General features: G+C 63.9%; 24 protein-coding genes. 8 read left to right on the top strand and 16 right to left on the bottom strand.

What is annotated here, in order from left to right:
- Window position 1: 1 nt before the first annotated feature.
- Entirely contained in the window at window positions 2–1,138 is a 1,137-nt protein-coding gene (locus HH213_RS18910; protein ID WP_169113254.1) for a LysR family transcriptional regulator, read from the top strand.
- Here the strand turns inward: HH213_RS18910 and HH213_RS18905 are convergent.
- The 5 genes from HH213_RS18905 to HH213_RS18890 form a co-directional block, all read right to left on the bottom strand.
- The gene (locus HH213_RS18905; RefSeq protein ID WP_169113253.1) at window positions 1,116–1,433 is read right to left on the bottom strand and encodes a chaperone modulator CbpM; all 318 of its coding nucleotides are present in this window, start codon (window positions 1,431–1,433) and stop codon (window positions 1,116–1,118) included. The two genes, HH213_RS18910 and HH213_RS18905, sit on opposite strands and share 23 nt — an antisense overlap.
- A gap of 2 nt (window positions 1,434–1,435) precedes the next feature.
- On the bottom strand, window positions 1,436–2,392 hold the full coding sequence (locus HH213_RS18900) for a DnaJ C-terminal domain-containing protein (RefSeq protein WP_169113252.1): 957 nt from the start codon (window positions 2,390–2,392) through the stop codon (window positions 1,436–1,438).
- A gap of 89 nt (window positions 2,393–2,481) precedes the next feature.
- The gene (locus tag HH213_RS18895) at window positions 2,482–3,102 is read right to left on the bottom strand and encodes a reverse transcriptase family protein (protein ID WP_229263477.1); all 621 of its coding nucleotides are present in this window, start codon (window positions 3,100–3,102) and stop codon (window positions 2,482–2,484) included.
- The gene (locus HH213_RS30205; RefSeq protein WP_229263061.1) at window positions 3,054–3,866 is read right to left on the bottom strand and encodes an RNA-dependent RNA polymerase family protein; all 813 of its coding nucleotides are present in this window, start codon (window positions 3,864–3,866) and stop codon (window positions 3,054–3,056) included. Before HH213_RS30205 ends, HH213_RS18895 begins: the two co-directional genes overlap by 49 nt.
- Window positions 3,867–4,084: 218 nt before the next feature.
- Entirely contained in the window at window positions 4,085–4,426 is a 342-nt protein-coding gene (locus HH213_RS18890) for a beta/gamma crystallin-related protein (protein WP_169113250.1), read from the bottom strand.
- A 102-nt stretch (window positions 4,427–4,528) separates the two neighbouring features.
- Here HH213_RS18890 and HH213_RS18885 point away from each other — a divergent pair, with 102 nt between their 5' ends.
- Together HH213_RS18885 and HH213_RS18880 are read left to right on the top strand one after the other, a co-directional pair.
- Entirely contained in the window at window positions 4,529–5,893 is a 1,365-nt protein-coding gene (locus HH213_RS18885; RefSeq protein ID WP_169113249.1) for an MATE family efflux transporter, read from the top strand.
- A 126-nt stretch (window positions 5,894–6,019) separates the two neighbouring features.
- Window positions 6,020–8,236: a S9 family peptidase gene (locus tag HH213_RS18880; protein WP_169113248.1), complete on the top strand. Its 2,217-nt coding sequence runs from the start codon at window positions 6,020–6,022 to the stop codon at window positions 8,234–8,236.
- Window positions 8,237–8,299: 63 nt separating this feature from the next.
- Here the strand turns inward: HH213_RS18880 and HH213_RS18875 are convergent, their stop codons facing one another.
- The gene (locus HH213_RS18875; protein ID WP_110846884.1) at window positions 8,300–8,500 is read right to left on the bottom strand and encodes a CsbD family protein; all 201 of its coding nucleotides are present in this window, start codon (window positions 8,498–8,500) and stop codon (window positions 8,300–8,302) included.
- A 65-nt stretch (window positions 8,501–8,565) separates the two neighbouring features.
- Window positions 8,566–9,201 carry a class I SAM-dependent methyltransferase gene (locus tag HH213_RS18870; RefSeq protein WP_169113247.1) on the bottom strand — a complete coding sequence of 212 codons (636 nt, stop codon included), beginning with the start codon at window positions 9,199–9,201 and terminating at the stop codon, window positions 8,566–8,568.
- A gap of 117 nt (window positions 9,202–9,318) precedes the next feature.
- On the opposite strand from HH213_RS18870, the gene HH213_RS18865 reads away from it, so the two are divergent.
- The gene (locus tag HH213_RS18865; RefSeq protein WP_110846886.1) at window positions 9,319–10,146 is read left to right on the top strand and encodes an HDOD domain-containing protein; all 828 of its coding nucleotides are present in this window, start codon (window positions 9,319–9,321) and stop codon (window positions 10,144–10,146) included.
- Between the two features lie 143 nt (window positions 10,147–10,289).
- A complete protein-coding gene (locus HH213_RS18860) occupies window positions 10,290–10,568 on the top strand; it encodes a flagellar protein FliT (RefSeq protein WP_110846887.1) in 279 nt (92 codons plus the stop codon).
- Between the two features lie 52 nt (window positions 10,569–10,620).
- Here HH213_RS18860 and HH213_RS18855 read toward each other — a convergent pair whose 3' ends face one another.
- Together HH213_RS18855 and HH213_RS18850 are read right to left on the bottom strand one after the other, a co-directional pair.
- A complete protein-coding gene (locus HH213_RS18855; protein ID WP_169113246.1) occupies window positions 10,621–11,826 on the bottom strand; it encodes an aspartate aminotransferase type Ic in 1,206 nt (401 codons plus the stop codon).
- Window positions 11,827–11,925: 99 nt separating this feature from the next.
- Window positions 11,926–13,629, bottom strand: a complete 1,704-nt coding sequence (locus tag HH213_RS18850; protein WP_169113245.1) for a type IV pilus assembly protein FimV — start codon at window positions 13,627–13,629, stop codon at window positions 11,926–11,928.
- A gap of 153 nt (window positions 13,630–13,782) precedes the next feature.
- Between HH213_RS18850 and fumC the strand changes: the two genes are divergently transcribed.
- Window positions 13,783–15,180, top strand: a complete 1,398-nt coding sequence (gene fumC, locus HH213_RS18845; protein ID WP_169113244.1) for a class II fumarate hydratase — start codon at window positions 13,783–13,785, stop codon at window positions 15,178–15,180.
- On the opposite strand, the gene HH213_RS18840 is transcribed toward fumC, so the two are convergent.
- Window positions 15,177–16,088, bottom strand: coding sequence for a hypothetical protein (locus HH213_RS18840; RefSeq protein WP_169113243.1), 912 nt, complete (start codon window positions 16,086–16,088; stop codon window positions 15,177–15,179). The two genes, fumC and HH213_RS18840, sit on opposite strands and share 4 nt — an antisense overlap.
- A gap of 193 nt (window positions 16,089–16,281) precedes the next feature.
- Between HH213_RS18840 and HH213_RS18835 the strand changes: the two genes are divergently transcribed.
- On the top strand, window positions 16,282–16,500 hold the full coding sequence (locus HH213_RS18835; RefSeq protein ID WP_110846892.1) for an RNA-binding S4 domain-containing protein: 219 nt from the start codon (window positions 16,282–16,284) through the stop codon (window positions 16,498–16,500).
- A 140-nt stretch (window positions 16,501–16,640) separates the two neighbouring features.
- Window positions 16,641–16,934 carry a hypothetical protein gene (locus tag HH213_RS18830; protein WP_169113242.1) on the top strand — a complete coding sequence of 98 codons (294 nt, stop codon included), beginning with the start codon at window positions 16,641–16,643 and terminating at the stop codon, window positions 16,932–16,934.
- 15 nt (window positions 16,935–16,949) lie between these two features.
- On the opposite strand, the gene bufB is transcribed toward HH213_RS18830, so the two are convergent.
- The 6 genes from bufB to HH213_RS18800 all read right to left on the bottom strand — a co-directional run bounded on the left by bufB (window position 16,950) and on the right by HH213_RS18800 (window position 20,893).
- Window positions 16,950–18,671 (bottom strand): MNIO family bufferin maturase, encoded by a 1,722-nt coding sequence (gene bufB, locus HH213_RS18825; protein ID WP_169113241.1) that lies wholly within the window; start codon window positions 18,669–18,671, stop codon window positions 16,950–16,952.
- Window positions 18,672–18,694: 23 nt separating this feature from the next.
- Window positions 18,695–18,946: a BufA1 family periplasmic bufferin-type metallophore gene (locus tag HH213_RS18820; protein ID WP_169113240.1), complete on the bottom strand. Its 252-nt coding sequence runs from the start codon at window positions 18,944–18,946 to the stop codon at window positions 18,695–18,697.
- A gap of 166 nt (window positions 18,947–19,112) precedes the next feature.
- Entirely contained in the window at window positions 19,113–19,304 is a 192-nt protein-coding gene (locus HH213_RS18815; RefSeq protein WP_110846895.1) for a YjfB family protein, read from the bottom strand.
- 52 nt (window positions 19,305–19,356) lie between these two features.
- Window positions 19,357–19,902 (bottom strand): molybdopterin-guanine dinucleotide biosynthesis protein B, encoded by a 546-nt coding sequence (gene mobB, locus HH213_RS18810; protein ID WP_169113239.1) that lies wholly within the window; start codon window positions 19,900–19,902, stop codon window positions 19,357–19,359.
- A 71-nt stretch (window positions 19,903–19,973) separates the two neighbouring features.
- Window positions 19,974–20,153, bottom strand: a complete 180-nt coding sequence (locus HH213_RS18805; RefSeq protein ID WP_169113238.1) for a hypothetical protein — start codon at window positions 20,151–20,153, stop codon at window positions 19,974–19,976.
- A gap of 68 nt (window positions 20,154–20,221) precedes the next feature.
- The gene (locus tag HH213_RS18800) at window positions 20,222–20,893 is read right to left on the bottom strand and encodes a general secretion pathway protein GspB (protein WP_169113237.1); all 672 of its coding nucleotides are present in this window, start codon (window positions 20,891–20,893) and stop codon (window positions 20,222–20,224) included.
- Window positions 20,894–20,904: the final 11 nt, after the last annotated feature.

The raw sequence follows: 20,904 nt of genomic DNA, 5'->3' as shown, positions 1-20,904 counted from the left end.
TATGCGTGATCCCGGCCTTCCCTCCCTCGACCAGCTGCGCGTGTTTATTGCCGTCATCGACCATGGCGGTTTTGCCCATGCGGCGCGGGCGCTGCACCGTACCCAGTCGGTTATCAGTTATACCATCGCCAACCTGGAAGAGCAGCTGAATGTGGCGCTGCTGGACCGCAGCAAGCGCAAGCCGACGTTGACCGAGGCCGGCAAGGCGCTGCTGGCCGACGCCCGCGCGGTGTCGCTCAAGGTGGACGGCATGCGCGCCCGCGCCAAGGCGCTATCGGCCGGGCTGGAGGCCGAGGTGTCGCTGGTGGTCGATGTGATGTTCTCCACCTGCAAGCTGGTGCGCATCCTGCACGCGTTCCAGAAGGAGTTTCCGACCGTGTCGATGCGGCTACGCACCGAGGCGCTGGGCGCGGTGACCGAACTGGTGGCCGACGGGACCTGCCGCATCGGCATCAGCGGCTGGATGCCCGGCACGCCGGACGTGATCGAGCGCCAGGCTTGCGGTTTTGTGACCATGGTGCCGGTGGTGGCGCCCGACCATCCGCTGGCGCAGATCGAGGGCATCGTGCCGACCGCCGTGCTGCGCGAACACACGCAACTGGTGCTGACCGACCGCAGCACGCTGACCGCCGGCCAGGATTTCGGCGTGCTGGCGCTGCGCGACTGGCGCCTGGGCGATCTCAGCTCCAAGCATGCGCTGCTGCGCAACGGCATTGGCTGGGGCAATATGCCGGTCGAGTTCGTGCAGTGGGATCTGGACGCCGGCCGCCTGGTGCAGTTGCAAATCGCAGAGGGCAGTTCGTTCAGTTTCCCGCTGTATGTGATCCGCCGGGGCGACGAGGAGCCGGGCCCGGCCACGCGCTGGCTGATGCAACAATTCCTCGAACTGGACCAGCCCGGCATACCGGTGCCACTGAATGCGCGCGAGGCCGACGAGCTGGCTGCGGCGGCGGCTCATGCCGCACACACGCCCCACGGCGCCGGCGCCTACGTCGGCGGCGCGCCACATGCGTATCACGCGCTCGCCGACCGCCAGCCGCTGGCCGACCTGCCGCGCCCGCCCAACGCCGCAGCGCCGGCCGGCATGGCGGTGGCCGGCATGGCGGTGGCCGCGCCTATTGCACTCCGGCGGCGCTAAGCTTGCCGCGCAGGCGGCGGATTTCTTCCGACAGATCGACCACCAGCGCCGCCACATCGTCGTTGGCCTCAAACGCCCGTTCGATCTGGCATAGCCGGCGTGCCCGCACCAGGTCGGCGCTGGTGAAGCGCCAGACGGTGCTGTGCTCGGCGCTGGCGCGTTCGTCCAGCAAAATGCCGGTGCGCACCCGCGCCACCACCCAGTCCGGTTCCACGGCGCAGGCTTGCGCCAGTTCTTCCAGCGTCAGCGCGGCGTCGCCATCGATCACCACGGCTGTCACGATTGTGCTTGCCATGTTCATCCTCCCGCGCGCGGGTTGAAGGCCAGCTCGCGCGCCATCGTTTGATACAGTTCGCGGGCCTTGTCGCTGGTGGCCGGCGGCAGCACCACCTCCAGCAGCAGATACAGGTCGCCCGCTTCCTTGCCCGGCAGGCCGCGCGCGCGCAGCCGCAGCTTGCGTCCGCTCTGCGACGCCGCCGGCACCGTGACATTGACTTTGCCGGACGGTGTGGTCACCTCGATTTCGCCGCCCAATGCCAGTTCCCACGGCGCCACCGGCACCGTCTGGTAGACGTCGCGGCCGTCGAGGCGGTAGCGCGCATCGGCGCGGAACTGGATTTCCAGATACAGGTCGCCCGGCCCGGCGGCGCCCGGCTGACCCTGACCGCTGAGGCGCAATTGCTGCCCGGCGGTCACGCCTTTCGGGATGTTGACGCTGAGGTTGCGCTCGCGGGTGACGATGCGGTCCTGGGCGTCGCGCTCGGCCACCATCAGGCTGATGGTGCGGGTCGCGCCCTGGTAGCTGTCGCTCAGGTCGATGGTCAGGGTGGCGTGGCTGTCCTCGCCGCGCTGCGGCGCCTGCTGGCGCCGGCGGCCACCGCCACCGCCGCCGAAGTTGGCGAACAGGTCGGAGAAAAAGTCGCTGTCGACGCCGCCGAAGCCGCCCTGCCCCGCACCGCCGGGACCACCTGCGCCGCCACCGCCAAAGCCACGGCCCCAATCCGGCGGCGGACGGAATTCCTGACCAGCGCGGTATTGATGACCACGGCCCAGTTCGTCATAAGCGCTGCGCTTTTCGGCATCGCCCAGCACGCCGTAGGCTTCGTTGATTTCCTGCGTTTTGGCCTGGGCGTCCGATTCCTTGCTGACGTCCGGATGGTATTTACGGACCAGCTTGCGGTAAGCCTTCTTGATCTCGTCCTCGCTGGCCGTTTTGGCCACGCCCAGGGTCTGGTAATAATCCTTGTATTCCACGTTGCGCACTCCAGTTATCGCTTTAGCCTGAGTGTACCCGTAAACGCGCCACCGCCGCGCCTCTCTTCAGGTACACCCCGATGTGCCGCCTAGGACCAAACGATGGCGTCCGCCAGCCGCTGCAAGCGCGTTGCGCGGTTGGCGTTGACCATGTTGACATACGAAATCCGGCCGGCCAGGTAGGCGCGGAAGTCGGTGCGGCCTTCGCGGTTCTGTGACGCCGGTCCGTGCCGCACGCAGTTGGTCAGCGTAGCTTTCAGTTTATCGTACTCGTCGCGGGCAATGTTGGGATGGCGGTTGATGACGACGCCCGTCACCTGCTGGCGCGTGCCCTCGCGCATCAGCCGGGTCTTGCGGGTGTTGACGCGGAAACCTTCTTCCAGCGCGATGGCGGCGACCTGGATGTGAAAACGTTCCGCAGCGCGGGCGAAATCGTGATCGCCGGAAAACACCAGGTCGTCGGCGTAGCGGCTGTACGACGCGCCCAGCGATTGCGCCAGCGCTGTCAGGCGAATGTCCAGCCGGTAGGCGCACAGGTTGGCCAGCGCCGGCGAGCATGGCGAACCTTGTGGCAGGTGCGGCGATTTCAGCGCCTGGCGTTCGCTCCACGTCACGGCCTCGGCAACTTTGCGATCGCGCCACGCACCGTTCGGCGTGCGGTTCACGCACAGCCGCGCCAGCAGGCTGGCCACTTTATCCGGGTAGCCCAGTTTTTCAAACAGCGCGACGATGCGCGCATATTGGATACTGGGAAAAAACCCTTCAGGTCCATGCGGACGACGGTTTGGCGGCCGGCATGCAAGGCGGCGTGCGTGACGCTCGACCGGCCGCGCCGGAATCCGTGGGCGGCCGCATGCGGCGGCGCCAGGTCGAGGATCTGGCGCAGGATTGTTTGCTGGATGCGCCGCAGCCGCGCCTTGGGAATTTCGATCAGGCGCAGGCCGCCGCTGCGCTTGGGCACCCAGCGGTAGTGGTAGTGCTGAAGCCGAGTCTGCTCGTCGCGCGGCACCCGCCATTGGTCGGCCAGCCAGGCTAGTGCGCCGACCGGTTCGTCCAGCCACGCGGCCAGCGCACCGACGCTGTGCAGTGGCGGCAGGCCGAGCGCAGCCAGCCAGTCGGCTTGCGGCGGGCGAATTGGCGGATCGATGCAGTAGCGGCGCACCGGCGGCAGGTCGGTGACCAGCGGCGCGCTGTCGAAATCGGCATCGGCGTCGTCCTCGGCATCGTTGGCATCGGCGTCGCTTTGCGCGCGCGCTGGGACCAGCAATTGCAGCAGGATGTCGGCGATTTCCTGTCGGCTGAAGTAGTGAAAGTTGTCGCCGGTGCGTTCGAGCAGCGCCGCGCACACTTGCGGCGCCCATGGCTGCGGCGCGTCGAACACGCGGGTGCAGGCGGCAAGCTGGCTGGCCAGGCTGGCCTCGGCGGCGAGCATTGTGTCGGCCAGTGCCAGCAAAGTCAGTTTCTCAATGGCCATGCGCGGTAGTAGGGGCGGAGCGCCTTCAACGAGTCTCGTGATGCGTGAGCTATCTTGCGCGCTAGCGCAACGGGGCTCAGGCGGTGAAGTGCTGAACAATAAATATCCCACGGGGTAACCCCGCAGAGGCTGTTCCTGCACGCGGCAAGAACAGGCCGGCTTGAAAGATCCGCCCCGCCGCCACAGTAACGGAGATTTATTTAAAAATCAACAGCGCCTCAGCGGGCGCCCGCCTTGGCGCGCTTGGCGTCCACTTCGCGCACCGACGAGATCATGTTGTCGAAGCCCTTCAGCTCGGCGTATTCGCCTTCCGGCAAGATCCGGCATTGGCCCTTGTAGTGCTTTTCCGCGCAGACTTCCCAGGTGCCCTTGTGCACGATAACGCTGGAGGTTTTGTCGTTGAAACCTTGCAGATCGAGGTCCGGCACCGCCTCGTGCAGCGTGATCGCCGGCCCGCCCAGATTGGCCCGCGTGTACAGCGTGATGTCGCCGGCCCAGGCGGCCGCGCCGGCGGTGCAACAGGCAAGCACCACTGTGGCGGTGGCGAAATATGGGGGCATGGCGTCTCCGGAATCAGGCTGAGTGAACATGATAGCGCGCAAAAGTGTTGGCAACCCAGTAAAATTGTACGATTCTGTAACCTCTTTATTTCCTCCTCGCCGATGCCGCATACCTTTACCTTGTCCAATATCCGCCGCGAAAGCGCCGCCCTGTGGCAGCTGGCCTGGCCGGTATTGATCGGCCAGCTGGCCACGGTCGGCATGGGCGTGGCCGATGTCGCCATGACCGGCCACACCAGCGCCGACCAACTGGCGGCGGTGTCGCTCGGCGCCTCGGTGTGGGCCATCGTGCTGGTCACGGTCAGTGGCGTGATGATGGCGATTAACAGCATCGTCGCGCACGATGTTGGCGCCGGCGCGCTGGATAAAATCCCGCACGCGGTGCGGCAGTCGCTGTGGAAGGCGCTCGGCGTCGGCCTGGTGGCGATGCTGCTGGCCAATCTGGCGACGCTGGTGTTCGACTACCTGCGCCTGGCGCCGCATGTGCAGCGGCAGGCGGAGCTGTTCGTTCACATCATCAGTATCGGTCTGCCGCCGCTGGCCGCCTACCGCGCGCTCTACGGCTACAGCACCAGCATCAACGAAACCAAGCCGGTGATGGTGATCGCCATCCTCGGCCTGCTGTTCAATGTGTTGGTTAACTGGCTGCTGGTGTTCGGCCACTGGGGCTTGCCGGCGCTGGGCGGCCTCGGCTGCGCCGTATCGACCGGCCTGTGTATGTGGCTGATGCTGGGCGCCATGCTGCTGTGGATCCGCCGCGCGCCGGCCTACCGCGCCACTTATCCGTTCAGCCACTGGGAAGGCCCGCAATGGGCCGCGATCAAGCCGATGCTGCGCCTTGGCCTGCCGATCGGCATCACCTATTTTGCCGAAGTCAGCGCCTTTGGCCTGGTCAGCCTGCTGGTGGCGCGCTACGGCGTGGTGGAAATTTCCGCCAACCAGATCGCGCTGAATTTCAGTTCGCTGACCTTCATGGTGCCGCTCAGCTTTGGCATTGCGCTGATCACCCGCGTCGGCCAGGCGGTCGGTGAAGGTGATCCGGTGCGGGCGCGCTTTGTGGCGTGGGTCGGCGTAGGCATGTCGCTGGCGTTCGGCGTGCTGTCGGCGCTGCTGATGGTGACCTGGCGCCACCAGATCGCCGCCGCCTACACTTCCGACCTGGCGGTGCAGGCGCTGTGCGCGCATCTGCTGGTGTTCGCGGCGCTGTTCCAGTTGTCGGACGCCACCCAGGTGGCCACCTCCAGCGCGATTCGCGGCTACAAGGTGACGCGCCAGCCGATGCAGATCCAGTTGCTGGCGTTCTGGGGCTTCGCACTGCCGCTCGGCTGCTGGCTTGGACTGGCTCACGACATGGCGGCGGCCGGCTTCTGGATCGGCCTGACCATCGGCCTGACGGTGGCGGCGGTGCTGCTCAGCTGGTCGCTGCACCGCCTGTCGCTGGCGCGTGTCCGGGCAGCACGGTCCTAGCCGGCCGTCCAGGCGGCCCGACGCCGAAGGAAAAACGGTTTTCCGGCGCGGATTCCCAATCTTGCTGTCTCGCCACAGGCGTGTGCGTCTGGTATCGTCTTGGATTCTGCCAATTAGAGAGAGACCATGCGATTCATTCTTTGCTTCCTTGCCCTGCTGGCCGGCGCCAACGCCTCCGCAGAAAAACTGACCCTGGACCGCATACACAACGATCCGTCGTTGAGCGGCCCCGGCGTGCGCAACCTGAAAGTGTCGCCGGACGGCGCCCGCGTCACCTTCCTGCGCGGCCGTGACGACAACCAGTTCCAGCTGGATCTGTGGGAATACAACCTCAAGGACAAAACCACGCACCGCCTGGTCGACTCCAAAGTGCTGGTGCCGGAAGAAAACCTGTCGGACGCCGAGAAGGCCCGCCGCGAGCGCGCCCGCACCGCCAGCCTGAAAGGCATTCTGAGCTACAGCTGGTCGCCGGACGGCAAGCGCCTGCTGGTGCCGATCGCCGGCAACCTGTACCTGATCGATGTCGCCAAGCCGGACAGCGCGCGCATGGTCGCTTCCGGCAACGTGCTCGATCCGAAGATTTCACCGCTGGGCCGCTATGTGTCCTTCGTGCGCGACCAGAACCTGTTCGTCATCGATCTCAACACCGGCAAGGAAAAGCAGCTGACCAGCGACGGCAAGGGCACCATCCACAATGCCGAAGCCGAATTCGTGGCGCAGGAAGAAATGGCGCAGACCACCGGCTACTACTGGGCGCCGGACGATTCCGCCATCGCCTACAAACGCTACGACGAAGCACCGGTGCCAGTGGTGCGCCGCTTTGAAATCTTCGCCGACCGTACCGAAGTGGTCGAGCAGCGCTACCCGGCCGCCGGCGATCCGAACGTGCTGGTCGAGCTGAAAATTGTTTCGCCTGAAACCGGCGCGATCCGCGACGTCGAACTCGGCGCCAACAAGGACATCTACCTGGTGCGCGCCGACTGGAGCGCCAACAGCAAAGCCTTGCTGTTCCAGCGCCAGAGCCGCGACCAGAAGAAACTGGAACTGGTGTCGGTGGATGCCGCCACGCTGGCGCAAAAAGTGCTGATCACCGAAACCTCGCCGACCTGGGTCAGCATCTTCGACGACCTTCGCTTCCTGTCGGATAACAAGAGCTTCATCTGGTCGTCCGAACGCGACGGCTACAAGCACCTGTACTTGTACGACCTGGATGGCAAGCTGAAGCACGCCATCAGCAAAGGCAAGTGGGGCATCGACCGCCTGCTGGCGCTGGACGAGAAAAACGGCCGCGTGTTCGTGCAGTCCAACCGCGACGCTGTCATCGACAGCCAGACCTATGCGCTCAAGCTGGACGGCAGCACCGCCGACAAGCCGACCCGCGTGACGCAAGGCGACGGCTGGCACGATTCGTCCTTCGCCCGCAACGGCGAAGTGTTTGTCGACACCTATTCCAGCCCGGACACGCCGCCGCAAGTCAGCATCCGCAAGCCGGACGGCGCCATGATCGAATGGCTGGAACACAACGAACTGAACGCCAGCCATCCATACGCCAAGTATCAGGACGCGCACCTGAAAACCGAATACGGCACGCTGAAAGCCAAGGACGGCCAGACGCTGTACTACTCGATCATCAAGCCAAGCGGCTTTGACGCGTCGAAAAAATATCCAGTGTTCCTGTCGACCTACGGCGGCCCGCACTCGCAGCACGTGTCGCGTCGGTGGGGCAACTTCTTCGACCAGTACATGGCGCAGCAAGGCTTTGTGGTGTGGCGTCTGGATAACCGTGGTTCGTCACGTCGTGAGCGCGCCTTCACCGACGCCAACTACCACCAGTTGGGACGCGTGGAAGTGGAAGATCAGCTGACTGGCGTTGAGTGGCTGGGCAAGCAGAGCTTCGTGGATGCCAAGCGCATTGGCGTGTTCGGCTGGAGCTACGGCGGCTTCATGACCTTGCGCCTGCTGGCGGAAGCGTCGGACAAGATCGCCATGGGCGTATCGGTTGCTCCGGTGACCGACTGGTCGCTGTACGACACCCACTACACCGAGCAGTTCATGGGCACGCCGAAAGAAAACGCGGCTGGCTATGAATACAGCGGCGTGTACTCGCATCTGGATGGTCTGAAATCGCCGCTGTTGCTGATGCATGGCATGGCGGACGACAACGTGCTGTTCACCAACACCACGCGCATGATCGACGCGCTGGTCAAGCGTAACGTGCATTTCGATCTGATGACCTACCCAGGCGCCAAGCACGGCATCTCCGGCCGCGCGCCGCAGCGCCATGTGTACGGCAACATCGAGGCCTTCTTCAAGAAGAACTTGCAGCCCGAAACATCGAAGTAATCGTTAATAGCAAACAGAAAAAAGCCGCTGAGATCAGCGGCTTTTTTTTCATCGCAGGCCCGATTAACGGTTGCCCTTGTTGATGTCGTTCACGGTATCTTTGACGGCTTCTTTAGCGTCGCCGTAGCCCTTTTGGACTTTACCTTCAGCCTGTTTGTTCAGGCCCTTGGCTTGCTGCTCGGAGCTGCCGACCAGTTTACCGGCTTCTTCCTGAATTTTACCGCCGACGTCTTTCAGAGTACCTTTGACTTGATCCTTGTTCATGATGAACTCCTTCGTAGCTAGTGACACAACCCAGTGTTGTGTGCATGGGTTCTACTATAGGCTGCTCAAGTCGATGCTTCCGTGCGCTGACGAACGCAGCGCCACACACTGGCCAACCAAGGCTGTTGCTCACGCGGCAGACCACTTGGACGGTAGTAATGTTGGACCTCAGCAAAGCCTGCTTCGGTCAGGTAACGCAGCCAGGTTTCATAGTCGTAGTAGCTACCGTAGCGCGGGCCGTTCCAGCCTTCACTGTTATCTCCACGCGGATTCGAGCTGAACAACACGCCGCCGGTTTTCAACGACGCGTGCAAGTCACGCAGCACCTTGGGCAGCGCCGCGCTGGGCACGTGGAACAGCGAAGCATTGGCGTAGACGCCATCGAAAAACGCCGCCGGCAAATCGAGTTCAACAAAATCCTGCTGCCACACTTCGCAGCCACTGTAGCCGCGCGCCATCTCGACAAACTTGGCCGAGCCATCGATGCCGATCGGCTCATGCCCCATCGTCTTGAACGTCTTCAAATCGCGGCCTGGCCCGCAGCCCAGGTCCAGCAAGCGGTACGGTGCCGGCGCCTCGATCGCCTCCAGCAAAGCCGCAATGTTCTGACTCACATCATGATCGATGGTGCCAGCGAAGAACTGCTCGGCGGTCCGCTCGTAATGTCGCAGCGTGGTCTGGGTAATGGCTTCAATTTTCATTCGGCGAGTATACCGCCATACTGAAAAGCGACGAAAGCCGCCAAATCCCTTCTGCTATACGAAGTTTCCCTATATAGTTAGCTTATAGCAACGCAATTAACACCGAGGAGATTAAATATGAAACTTGATGCCCTGTTCCAGAATCCAACTGCGTTGCCGACCGCGCCTAAAGTCGTGGAAGAGCTGATCAGCAGTTTCGACAAGGCCAGCGTCTCGACCGAAGAGATCGCAAAGAAATTGTCGACGGACCCGGTACTGAGCGCCAAGCTGCTGCGTCTGGCCAACTCGGCCTACTACCACGTCTCGCGCAGCATCGGTACCGTCGAAGACGCCGTGCTGATGCTCGGCTTCGTCACCGTGCGCACGCTGGTCATCAGCTCCGGCCTGGTCAGTGGCTTCAAGACCGTGCCCGGCCTCGACCTGAAGCAATTCTGGCGCTACAGCCTGCACACTGCGGTGTCGGCTAAATGGATCGCCAAGAAAACCAAGGAAAACACCGACCTCGCCTTCACCATCGGCATGATGCACGCTATCGGCCAGCTGGTGATCCACTCGGCCGCGCCGGAACAGGCGATGGCGCTGGATAAAGTCGCCGGTCCGATGGACGCCCGCCGCCTGGACGCCGAGCGCGCCTCACTGGGCTACACCTTCGCCGACGTCGGCGCCGAACTGGCCAAGCGCTGGAAATTCCCGGTCGCGTTCTCGGAAACCATCGTGGCCTTCCCTGAACCACATCACAATGGCGAACTGAACCGCCTGGCCGCCGTGGTTTCGCTGGCCGCCTGGCGCGCGCGCGTGGCCCAGGCCGAACTGACCGACGAAGAGATCGCCGCCTGCTACCCAACCGACCTGGCTGAAGAACTGGGCCTGGACGACAACGCCCTGATCGACGACATGCCGCCGCCGGATGAATTGAGCGCCGGCCTGGAAGAACTGGTCAAATAAGTAAACTTTCGACATCAAAATCCGCCTGTTTAACCGCAGGCGGATTTTTTTTCACTTTTTTTTTCAAAAAGCCCTAAAGTTCCCGCTCAAGGCGACGTTAATCAGGACATGCGGTACTCCGCGCTAACTAGCCAGGTGGAATTATGACCTCTTCCGAAGTCCTCTCGATGTACGAAAACATTGCCGGTTTGACCAATCAAATGGCTGCCGCTGCACGCATGGGAGATATGGACCGCCTGAGCCAGCTGGAAGGTCAGTGCGCTACTGAAGCACGGGCTGCCAGCACCGGCGTGACGGCGCTGAACGGCGGCCAACGCCTGCGCAAGATCGATCTGCTGAAACAAATCCTGGCCAACGACCGCGAAATCCGCGACGTGACCGATCCATGGATGAACACCATCCCCGGCATGGCCCGCCAGTAAGCGTAGCCGCCGCCCCAATAAAAAAGCGCCTCGTAAGGCGCTTTTTTTATGCTCAGCTCGCTAACGCAAGCTTGAGCGACAATGCAATCCCCTGCGCCGCCTGGTTGATTTCCGCCAGCGACGGGAAGCTCGGCGCGATGCGGATATGACGGTCCAGCGGATCGAGGCCATACGGGAACGCCGCGCCAGCCGGCGTCAGCACGATGCCCGCCTCCTTGGCCAGCTCCACAGTGCGCTTAGCGGCGCCATCCGGCGTAATCAGATCGATGAAATAGCCGCCGTCCGGATGCGTCCACGACACGCCCGGCACGTCGCCCAGCAACGCCTGGAACTGCGCCAGCACGGCGTCAAACTTCGGCTTCAGCAGTTGGCGATGCTGTTCCATCAGCGCTTCCACCGTCGGCAGGTCTTTCAGGAAGCGCACATGGCGCAGCTGGTTGATCTTGTCCGGGCCGATGCTGCGGATGCCCGACAGCTTGGTCCACCAGGCGATATTGGCCGGCGAGGCTGCCAGCGCCGCCACGCCCGAACCTGCCCAGCTGATCTTGGACGACGACGCGAACACAATCGCCCGGTCCGGATTGCCGGCCGTCTCGCACGCCGCCAGGATATTGGCCACGGCCACATTTTTTTCACCCAGATGGTGGAAGCGGTAAGCGTCATCCCACAGCAGGCGGAAGTCCGGCGCCGCCGTCTTCATCGCCGCCAGGCGCTGCACCACCTGATCCGAGTACACCACGCCGCCCGGATTGCTGTACTTCGGCACAATCCACATGCCCTTGATGCTGGCGTCTTCCGCCACCAGCTTTTCCACCAGATCCATGTCCGGACCATCGGCATTCATCGGCACATTGATCATCTTGATGCCGCGCGCTTCGCAGATGGCGAAGTGACGGTCATAGCCCGGTACCGGGCACAGGAAGGTCACCGGATTCTGCACCCATGGCGCATGGCCGGGCACGCCGTTCAGCAGGCTGTAGACAATCACATCGTGCATCAACGACAGGCTGGCGCTGCTGTCAACTACGACTTGCGCGGCCGGCACGTCCAGCAGCTCGGCGAACAGCGCGCGCGCTTCCGGCAGGCCGATGGTGCCGCCGTAGTTACGGGCATCGGTGCCGTCGGCGGCTTTGTAAGTCGGCAGCGCTTCGGCCAGGGCGTTGGAAAGGTCCAGCTGCTCCGGCGCCGGCTTGCCGCGTGACATGTCGAGTTTGAGGCCGAGTTGCTTGAAGGCCTGATAGTGTTCTGCTGCGCTCATGGGACTCTTTCAATGGTGGGAAAATAGCGCCAAACACTATACCCCAGATCGTTTGAGTGAAGACAGAGCTTCCAGCAATAAGCTTATGCGTTTAACGCATTACGAAGCCACCGATTCGGCTGTCGGTGCATGCGCAGGCTCGGCGGCTGGCGCAGCGTCGGCTGGTTTCTTCTTGCGGAAGCCCTGCCAGATTTGCAGCGGGCCACGGCCGGATTTTTTCTTGCGCCACCAGAGGAAGCCCGCGCCCAGCAGCGCCAGTAGGCCGACCGCCCCGGCCACCAGCGGCATGGTGTAATCGGTCGGCGCCTCGGGCGGCTTTTCCTTTTTATACTTCAGCTTGGGCAACACGCGGATCTTCTTGACTGGCCCAGCCGGCACACTGGCTGCCTCGCTGGACGCGGCGGCCGAAGCAGCGGCCGATGCCGCCGCACTGCCCTCCGCCCCTGTAGCCGCCTGCGCCGCATTCATCTCCGTGCGACCCTGCGCCGACAAGCTGGCCGCCGCCGAAGCACCGTGCGACGCTGCGCCAGGCGGCGAAGACGTCGCCTTGATTGCCGGCTCGCCGTGCGCCGCCCCCGCAGTTGCGCCGGATGCCGCCAGCGCCGCCGACAGTGCAGGCGCCTTTGCCGCAGCCTGTGGCGCGCTTGCTGCCGTCGCAGGCGTTGTCGCCGCGCCATGCGCCGCAGCTGCCTTGCCCTGCTGCGCACCCGCGCTGATAGCTGCTGGTGACGCGCCACCCAGCGCACCCTGCAAGGCTTTCATCTTGCCTTCCAGCTCCAGCAGCTTGCTGGACAGCTCGGCGTTATGATTATCCAGCGCCACGCATTCCTTGGCACTGATGCCGCTCGGCGCGCAGGAAACCGGCGCCGGCCGCTTGACGCCTTTGGGCAACGGCAGCGGCGCCAACGGCAACAATGCCTGCGCCACACCGACCGGCACCTCGGCCACCTCCTCGCGTGGCGGCGTCTTCAGGACCTTACCATCCGCGCCGACCCACACGCCGGCGATCCGCCGCGCCTGCCCCGCTGCTTTAACCTCGCCCGGCACGCCAGTTTCCGACTCATGCACCGACGGCAACGGCGCCGGCTTGCTGCGATCCCGCGCTGGCGCACTCGACGCTGCACCGGCCACCGAATTGGCCGCCTGCCCGGCCACCTGCGCCGCAGCCGTCGACGCGCCGCTCGCGACACCGCTGGACACAGCCGCCTCGGCGCCGGCCGGCTTCGCCACGCTACCCGTCGCGGCCGAAGCCCCCGTCGTCGCGCTGGGGGCCGTCTGCGGCGCCGTCCGGGCCGCTCCGCTGCCCGCCAACCGCGCCGCCCTGGCTTGCGCCGTAATTTGCTCCGCCTGCGCCGGTGTCATCGCGCTGGCTGGCGGCACGGCAGGCGCAGGCGGCGCCACCACCACCGGCGCCGGCGGATTCGGATCCTTCTGCAACCACACCGTGGCCAGCCGCACATCCTGCTTGCCCGGCACGCCCAGCTCTACATACAAATGCACATAATCCGCATCCACCGCCCGCGTGGTCGTCACATGCAATACCGACCTGGTACCACGCCGCTCCACCTGCAAGCGCACCGACGCCAGCGCCGGATTCATGGTCACATTGGCGCCGCGATACACATTGCCGTCCGCCAGCCGCACCTGCAAACCCGCCACCTCCTCCGGCGTCAGCGCCACCAGGTCGATATCCACCGCCAGCGGCTGGCCGATATACGAGCGCGGCGCGATATCCCCCAGCTCGGCGGCAGAGACGCCCAGCGTGGCGCCGGCCACGGCCAGGGCGCAAATCGAAGTTAGCAAAGACTTAAGCGGCATCATCCAGGATCGCGGTCAGGCGAGAATTCAAAAGGTATAACAGCTATAACGGCGGAAATTCCCAATTTTGTAGCCCTCGGTTAATTTTTGCAAACTGCGCTACACTCAAATACCTTCTTTTACTACCAAGGATTCACCATGAGCACCCGTAGTGAACGTGACAGTTTCGGCCCGATCGACGTTCCCGACGCCCAACTGTGGGGCGCGCAAACCCAGCGCTCGCTGGAACATTTCCGCATCTCCACGGAGAAAATGCCGCTGGAACTGATTCACGCGCTGGCCAGCGTCAAACGCGCCGCCGCCCGCGTCAACCTCGACCTCGGCCTGCTGGACGGCCCGAAAGCCATCGCCATCACCCAGGCCGCCGACGAAGTGCTGGCCAACCGCCACCCTGGCGAATTCCCGCTGGCCGTGTGGCAAACCGGCTCCGGCACGCAGTCCAATATGAACATGAACGAAGTGCTGGCCAACCGCGGGTCCGAGCTGATGGGTGGCGTGCGCGGCGAAGAACGCAAGCTGCACCCGAATGACGACGTCAACAAGGGCCAGTCGTCCAACGACATCTTCCCCACCGCCATCCACGTCGCCGCCGCCCAGGCGCTGGCGCATAACGTGCTGCCGGCCATCAAGCAGTTGCGCGACAGCCTGCACGCCAAGGCCGAGGCCTTCGCCGACATCGTTAAAATCGGCCGCACCCACCTGCAGGACGCCACCCCGCTGACCTTGGGCCAGGAATTTTCCGGCTACGTCGCCCACCTCGACTTCGCCACCCACGCGATCGAAGCGGCGCTGCCCGGCGTGCTGCAACTGGCGGCCGGCGGCACAGCGGTCGGCACCGGTCTCAATTCGCATCCAGAGTACGCCACCCGCATCGCCGCCGAGCTGGATCATGCGTTAAAGCTGCCGTTCAAGACCGCCGACAACAAATTCGCCGCGCTGGCCGGCCACGACGCCCTGCTGTCCGCCCACGGCGCGCTGAAAACGCTGGCCGCCGCGCTGATGAAAATCGCCAACGACGTGCGCTGGATGGCGTCCGGCCCGCGCTCCGGCCTGGGCGAGATCAGCATCCCGGAAAACGAGCCGGGCAGCTCTATCATGCCGGGCAAGGTCAACCCGACCCAGTGCGAAGCGCTGACCATGCTGGCGTGCCAGGTATTCGGCAACGACGTTGCCATCACCATGGGCGGCGCCTCCGGCAACTTTGAGCTGAACGTGTACAAGCCGATGATCGCCCACAATTTCCTGCAAAGCGCGCGCCTGCTGGCCGACGGCATGCGCAGCTTCGAGGAACATTGCGTCCATGGCATCGAACCGAATCGCGGCCGCATCGAGGAATTGATGGAACGTTCGCTGATGCTGGTCACGGCGCTGGCGCCGCACATCGGCTACGACAAGGCCGCCACCATCGCCAAGCAAGCGCAGCATGAAGGCACGACCTTGAAAGAGGCGGCGCTGGCGCTGGGCTACGTCACCGCCGAGCAGTTCGAGCAGTGGATCGTGCCGCTGGCCATGACGCGGCCGGGCGCCAAAGGCTAAAAGCCGTAGGAGTAGCGCACGCCCATGAGCGCGTCCGCGGGCGCGTTGGCGTCATGACCGGGATTGACGCGCCACATCAGCGCCCCGGTCAGCCGCCCCTTGCTGCCCTCGCGCCCGAACAGGCGGGTGTAGCTGAATTCCAGGTCGCGCTCGGTGGCGGTAGGCCGCAGATTCAACACTGGCACACCCAGCGCCAGCGCGCCCGGCGCGGGCGCCAGATTGATCGCCGCGCCGCCGTATTCCAGCGTACCGGTGCGCACCCGCGCCGGAATCGATAAGGTAACCGCCAGCCGGTCGTTGTCGGCCAGCCACTGGCGCCGCACATAGCCGACGCTGTACGCCACCGTGCGCACCGACGACACCTGCGCCAGCAGGCTGTCCGGGCTGCCGATGCCCTCGGTCTTGCCATACGACGCCATCGCCATCAGCGCGCTGCGCGACGTCAGCGCATAGCCTAGCGACAGCGAGGTGAAGGTGGTGGTTGGACGCGTGTTCAGCATCATCGACATGCTCTGCTGCATGCCCGGTGCCCCGCCCGCCTCGCGCAGGATGCCGAGCGTCAGGATGCCAGTGCCGCGCCCCATTTTCTTCTCGAAGTCGGCGCTGCTGAGCCAGCGCTTGCCGCGCTCGTTGAGCACCGGTCCGAGCGGATCGAGCAAGCTCAGATTGTCCGGCAGCGCGCCGAAATGCAGCTGCGGCATGCCAGTCACCGCACTGAAACGGCGCGTGCCGGCCTGCTGCAAGGTCTCGGCCAGCGCCGTCTGGCGGTCGGCCGAGTCGAAAAGCAAAGTCGCGCTGGCGCGCGGTTCATACCAGGGGAAAGTGGATAGCGGCGTCAGCTGATCAGCCGCCAGAGCGTCGGCGCCGAGCAGGCTGGCTGTTGCCAAGGTCAAAGAGAACTTATTCATGATGCAACTCGCTGGAAGGTCGTTGCGCTCTGCCTGAAAAAGCAGCAGTTACCTCAGAATAGCAACTTCTTTTCTACCTAGCAATCGGATTGACGTTGCGTCGATAGGGTAAACTGCGCGCCTGTCGGAATGCCGCTACACTAGACTTAAGCGGGGGCAGCACCACCTTCACATCATGGCACCAGAGGATAAAATGCAGAAAGTAAGTTTCGAATTAAACGGCGAGTTTGTTGAGCTGAATCAGTTATTGAAACTGGTTGGCCTGTGCGACAGCGGTGGCGCCGGCAAGATGATCGTCGCCAGCGGCGACGTCAAAGTCGACGGCAAAAAGGAATTGCGCAAGACCGCGAAAATTCGCGCGGGCCAGCAAGTGCGCGTGGGCGACATCCATATTACTGTGGTTGCAACGTAATATTACTTGCATTATGGAAATTATGATGTAAGCTTTAAACTGCGCTGGCGCAGGCTTGATCTTGCGCAAGCCGGTTCGCCCCGGCCTCGCTATAGTAGGCGGGCTTGTCATTTCAACCAGTTCGCCTAAAGGGGGATGTCATGGACGGTCAGCAACCACTCAGCCCCACCCAGGAGAGCTTGCTGGGCGACTTGCGGCAAGTGATCGAAAATGCCGAAGAACTGCTGAAAAACACCGACCAGTACCATGGCACGCTGTACCAGGTGGCCCGCAATAAGCTGGCCGATGCGCTGCAAAATGCCACCGCCGAACTGGCCCGGTTCGAGGACGTGCACATCGACCGCATGATCGAACTGACCGCCGTGGCCGCCCGCCTGCACCGCGATCTGACCGGCGAAGCCCAGTTGCTGCGCGCCTTCAAGCGCGACACCTGACGCGGACAAACCGGACTAAGTCACCAGCACTGCTTGCGCCAGCCATTGCTGCAACGTAGCTGCCACATCAAACGCCTCGTCCAGTTCAAACGCTGCATCTAGCGCGGCGCCAAAAGTGCCGCCCTGCGCAAGTATCTGCAAGGCGGCGTGCGCCGCTGCGTCCAGCGGCAGCACGACGGACTGCCACTGCGGTCGCGCCACCAGCGCCTGGCTGGGGGCCGCCATTTCTTCCGGAAACGCCACATCGCTGCCCGGCTGGTGCGCCAGCCACAGCGGCACTATCGCCCACTTAGACGCCAGCAACTGCACTGCCGGATGCAGACGGAAGGTGGTCTCTTCGATTTGATCCGGCGCGATGGCCGCCAGTTGCGCGGCGCTGAGGCCGTCCGCCTGCGGTGCATAGTGCGCACGATGCAAGGCCCATTCCAGCGCGGCCAGGTCTGGCAGATACGGCAGCTGGGCCGCATGCGGGAAGTCGCGCAGGAAGGTGGCGAAGCGCGCGCCGAAGTGGTTCAGATCGGGATTGTCGGACGGTTGCGCGCGGCCATAAGCGCGCGCCAGGCCGCCGAAGAATTCGTCGCCCACCAGCGCCAGCACCACCGGATAGGTGGCCGCCAGCGTCTTGTACCAGGTGGCGCTCTGGTTGCCGCGATACAGCGCGAAGCGATGTTCGCTGTCGGCGGACTTGAACTGCGCCAGCGCCTGAGCACTCAAATCGTCGTCCAGCAGCGCGCCGGCAAACAATTGCTGCGCATCCGCCAGCATGCTGTTGCCGTCGCCAGCCTCGACAGCGGCGGCGGAACCAGCCAGGATGGCGGGCACAGTGGGCACGGTTGGCGGCGCTGCGGCGGCGGCCGGCGGTGCGGCAACCCCGCCCGGTAGCGTTGCCAGCGTGGCCGGTGATCTGGCCGGCGCGGCGGCGCGGGCATGCAACGCTGCGGCGCGGTCCGCCTCGGTCAACAGCACGTCCAGCGACGGCAGATCCGTATCCCACTCAATCAAGGTCGGCACGGCACCGAAACGCTGCAAAGCTGCCTCGTACAATTGCCAAACCGGCTCGGCCACCCGATCGCCATGGTGATCAATCACCGCCTGCGGCGTCACCAGATGCCCGGCCAGATGCATCTCGCCCACCACACCCGGTGGAATCGCCAGCATGGCCGCCAGCGCATCCTCACCGTGATTGCACTGATTCACATACAAATTATTAATATCCAACAACAGGCCACACCCAGTGCGCGCCGCCAGTGCTGCCAGAAACGCCGCCTCACTCATCGCATCCGCATGGAAGCGCACATACGTGGACACATTCTCTAGCAATACCTGCCGCCCCAACGCCTCCTGCAACTGGTCCACGCGCGCGCACATCAGCGCCAGCGCTGCCTGATCCAGCACCAGCGGCAGCAAGTCATTCAGCTGACGATCCGCCACCGCGCCCCAGCACAAATGCTCGGACACCAGCACCGGCTCAACCCGCTCAACCAGCGCCCGCACGCGCGCCAGATGCTCATCTGAAAAACCGCGCGCCGAGCCCAGCCCCAGGCCAACGCCATGCAAACTCACCGGATAATCGCGCCGCAGCTGCTCCAACACATGCCAGTCCCAGCCGCCCGCATCGAGATAATTCTCGCTATGCACCTCCAACCAGCCGGCGCGCGGCCGATGGTCGAGGAATTGCCGGTAATGCGGCGCCCGCAAACCGACGCCGACGCCCAGCGCGGCCGCTGCGCGCGCCATATCCGCCGACGCCGGCATCCGTCTTACTTGGCAGGCGGCGTGGTCTTGCCGCCGGCCTTCTCGCACGTACCCTTCGGCACATATTTCCACTCGCCCGGCGCGCTATCGGTCTTCGACTGGCCGGCGCAGGAATGCGCGCTGCTGGCGCAATCGTTTTGGCCAGCCTTGGCTACGCCGTAGCATTTTTCCTTGTCATCGGCCGCAGCAGCCGGGGCTACCTGCGCCGCGCACACCGTCGCCAGCGCCGCTGCGATCAAGGCTTGACGTTTGTTCATGCTGAATCTCCTGAATTAAAAATAAAAACACCAGCAGCCTACCAGCAATATGGCGGCTCCGCATCTGGATCATCACGAGGGAAAGAAGGCGTGCGCAAACACGCGCCGCGCAGCAGGATCTGCGCGGAACAACGAGGCGGCGCAGGACGCGTCCGCCGGCGGCCGGTCAGGCCTTGGTGTTAATCGTGTTGCCGAGGTGAGACGGCAGATTCGGCACAGGCGGAATCGCCTCGATCAGCGCGCTGGCGCTGGATGCCTGGATGTCCTGAGCTTTTTTCAATACAGCAACGCCGACCGCCTGCTTGGTGCCAGTGTCAGCCATCGTGGTTGAAAGTTGAGCAATACCGGTAACGTCCATACGTACCTCCATTAATAGCTATCCCTAATTAACGGAGGCCGCACCGGCAACTTTAGCCCTGCACTGAAGTTTTTTTCAGATGCGTTAGCAACCAGGCCAGCACCTCGGCCGGCTGATTCAGATCCAGCCACGCCAGGTTGGCGCGTAAGCCATCCGGACGCGGATGGTCGGCCGCCACCGCCACCACCCGCTCGTCGTGCGGATACAGCGGCGCCCGGCCGTTTTCCAGCCGGTGCACTTCCAGCTTGTCGATAGGATACGTCTTGAAGCCTTCCAGCAACGTCAGGTCGGCCGGCGACATGCGCGCCAGCTGTTCGTCCAGCGTCGGCTCGGGCGCGTCACGCAGCTCATGAATGATGGCGTAGCGGAACGGCGAGCCGACCATCACCTCGGCCGCGCCGGCGGTGCGCAGGCGCGCGCTGTCCTTGTGCGGCGGCTCGAACTGTAAATCGTGGTGGCTATGCTTGATGACATTGACCTTCAGACCCTGCGCCGCCAGTTGCGTCAGCAAATGTTCCAGCAGCGTGGTCTTGCCACTGCCCGATGTGCCGACCACTCCCAGCACCTTGCGCGCGAACGTGGGACTTACTTGATGCATTGCCTTACCTCACCATCCTATTGATGCTCGTCATTATACGCAGCAACAGTTGGCGGGCGCAGCAGGGCCGATTACTCCTCGACTTTGATGCTGCTAGGTTGGCGCGCGCCGGCCAGCACGATCAGGCCGAAGCAAATCAGCAGCAGACTGATGCTGCTGGGTTCAACCGACTGGACCACCTCGGCCGCGTGGGCGCGCGGCACGTAGGCCACGGCGGCGATCAGGAATGGCAGGCACTTCATTTGTTTCATGATTTTTCCTTTTGCTGAGTTCACAACAATAAGAAAATATCATTTTTTTATGACAGGCGGATTACGATTCAATAGGGAATGCGATAACGGTAGCCGCGGAAGTTGAAGACGGCCTCTTTCGGCTGCAATTTCTCCAGCAGCAGGCCGGGCGCGACTTCCTCGCCTTCATGGCGCAGAACCTTATCGACCAGCAATAAACGGTCGGCGGCGTTCTTGGAATAGATGTAGCCGCCCACCGCCACCGGCGGAATCGCGCGCTGGATCGGCTCCGGCAAGTCGCGCAGGTTGACGACCGGCTCGTCGGCGGCGGTCACCGCCACCGGCTTGGCCGGCGCCGCTGAGGACGTCGGCGGGATCGCGGCGGCCGCCGGAGGCGCCGTCACCTGCTGCTCAGGAACGGCCGCGCGCGCCAGGTTGGCGACCGACTGAGGCAAGTCCGCCGCCGGCGCCGGCAGCGGCGTGGGAGCGGCAGGCACAGCGATTGGCGCGGACGCTACCACCGGCAGCTGTGCAACGGCGGCCGCAGGCGACGCCGGTACCGGCGCAGACGGCCGCCACACCAGCACCAGCAGCACACCGATCAACACCGCCATACCCAACACCGTCCACAGCATTGGCTTGCTAAAGCGGGCAGGCGCCGCGCCCTCCGCCGACTGCAGGGTCGGCGCGTGCAGGGTCGGCGCGCTGCCCAGCTGGCGTTCAGCTTGCGCCTTCTTCAGCGCTTCCAAGATATAAGACATAGCAGTAACCG

It is taken from the genome of Duganella dendranthematis (genome assembly GCF_012849375.1).
Lineage (GTDB): Bacteria > Pseudomonadota > Gammaproteobacteria > Burkholderiales > Burkholderiaceae_D > Rugamonas > Rugamonas dendranthematis.
Note: the sequence above shows the minus strand (reverse complement) of the source record. Positions and strands in the feature narration are given on the sequence as shown.

Coding starts and splice junctions, on each gene's coding strand:
- HH213_RS18855 (WP_169113246.1), bottom strand. CDS start 11,826: ATGAGCGCAGCAGAACACTATCAGGCCTTCAAGCAACTCGGCCTCAAA.
- mobB (WP_169113239.1), bottom strand. CDS start 19,902: ATGCATCAAGTAAGTCCCACGTTCGCGCGCAAGGTGCTGGGAGTGGTC.
- HH213_RS18820 (WP_169113240.1), bottom strand. CDS start 18,946: ATGAACAAACGTCAAGCCTTGATCGCAGCGGCGCTGGCGACGGTGTGC.
- HH213_RS18800 (WP_169113237.1), bottom strand. CDS start 20,893: ATGTCTTATATCTTGGAAGCGCTGAAGAAGGCGCAAGCTGAACGCCAG.
- HH213_RS18875 (WP_110846884.1), bottom strand. CDS start 8,500: ATGAACAAGGATCAAGTCAAAGGTACTCTGAAAGACGTCGGCGGTAAA.
- HH213_RS18805 (WP_169113238.1), bottom strand. CDS start 20,153: ATGAAACAAATGAAGTGCCTGCCATTCCTGATCGCCGCCGTGGCCTAC.
- HH213_RS18890 (WP_169113250.1), bottom strand. CDS start 4,426: ATGCCCCCATATTTCGCCACCGCCACAGTGGTGCTTGCCTGTTGCACC.
- HH213_RS18815 (WP_110846895.1), bottom strand. CDS start 19,304: ATGGACGTTACCGGTATTGCTCAACTTTCAACCACGATGGCTGACACT.
- HH213_RS18860 (WP_110846887.1), top strand. CDS start 10,290: ATGACCTCTTCCGAAGTCCTCTCGATGTACGAAAACATTGCCGGTTTG.
- HH213_RS18905 (WP_169113253.1), bottom strand. CDS start 1,433: ATGGCAAGCACAATCGTGACAGCCGTGGTGATCGATGGCGACGCCGCG.
- HH213_RS18840 (WP_169113243.1), bottom strand. CDS start 16,088: ATGAATAAGTTCTCTTTGACCTTGGCAACAGCCAGCCTGCTCGGCGCC.
- HH213_RS18865 (WP_110846886.1), top strand. CDS start 9,319: ATGAAACTTGATGCCCTGTTCCAGAATCCAACTGCGTTGCCGACCGCG.
- HH213_RS18870 (WP_169113247.1), bottom strand. CDS start 9,201: ATGAAAATTGAAGCCATTACCCAGACCACGCTGCGACATTACGAGCGG.
- fumC (WP_169113244.1), top strand. CDS start 13,783: ATGAGCACCCGTAGTGAACGTGACAGTTTCGGCCCGATCGACGTTCCC.
- HH213_RS18835 (WP_110846892.1), top strand. CDS start 16,282: ATGCAGAAAGTAAGTTTCGAATTAAACGGCGAGTTTGTTGAGCTGAAT.
- bufB (WP_169113241.1), bottom strand. CDS start 18,671: ATGGCGCGCGCAGCGGCCGCGCTGGGCGTCGGCGTCGGTTTGCGGGCG.
- HH213_RS18880 (WP_169113248.1), top strand. CDS start 6,020: ATGCGATTCATTCTTTGCTTCCTTGCCCTGCTGGCCGGCGCCAACGCC.
- HH213_RS18910 (WP_169113254.1), top strand. CDS start 2: ATGCGTGATCCCGGCCTTCCCTCCCTCGACCAGCTGCGCGTGTTTATT.
- HH213_RS18830 (WP_169113242.1), top strand. CDS start 16,641: ATGGACGGTCAGCAACCACTCAGCCCCACCCAGGAGAGCTTGCTGGGC.
- HH213_RS30205 (WP_229263061.1), bottom strand. CDS start 3,866: ATGGCCATTGAGAAACTGACTTTGCTGGCACTGGCCGACACAATGCTC.
- HH213_RS18885 (WP_169113249.1), top strand. CDS start 4,529: ATGCCGCATACCTTTACCTTGTCCAATATCCGCCGCGAAAGCGCCGCC.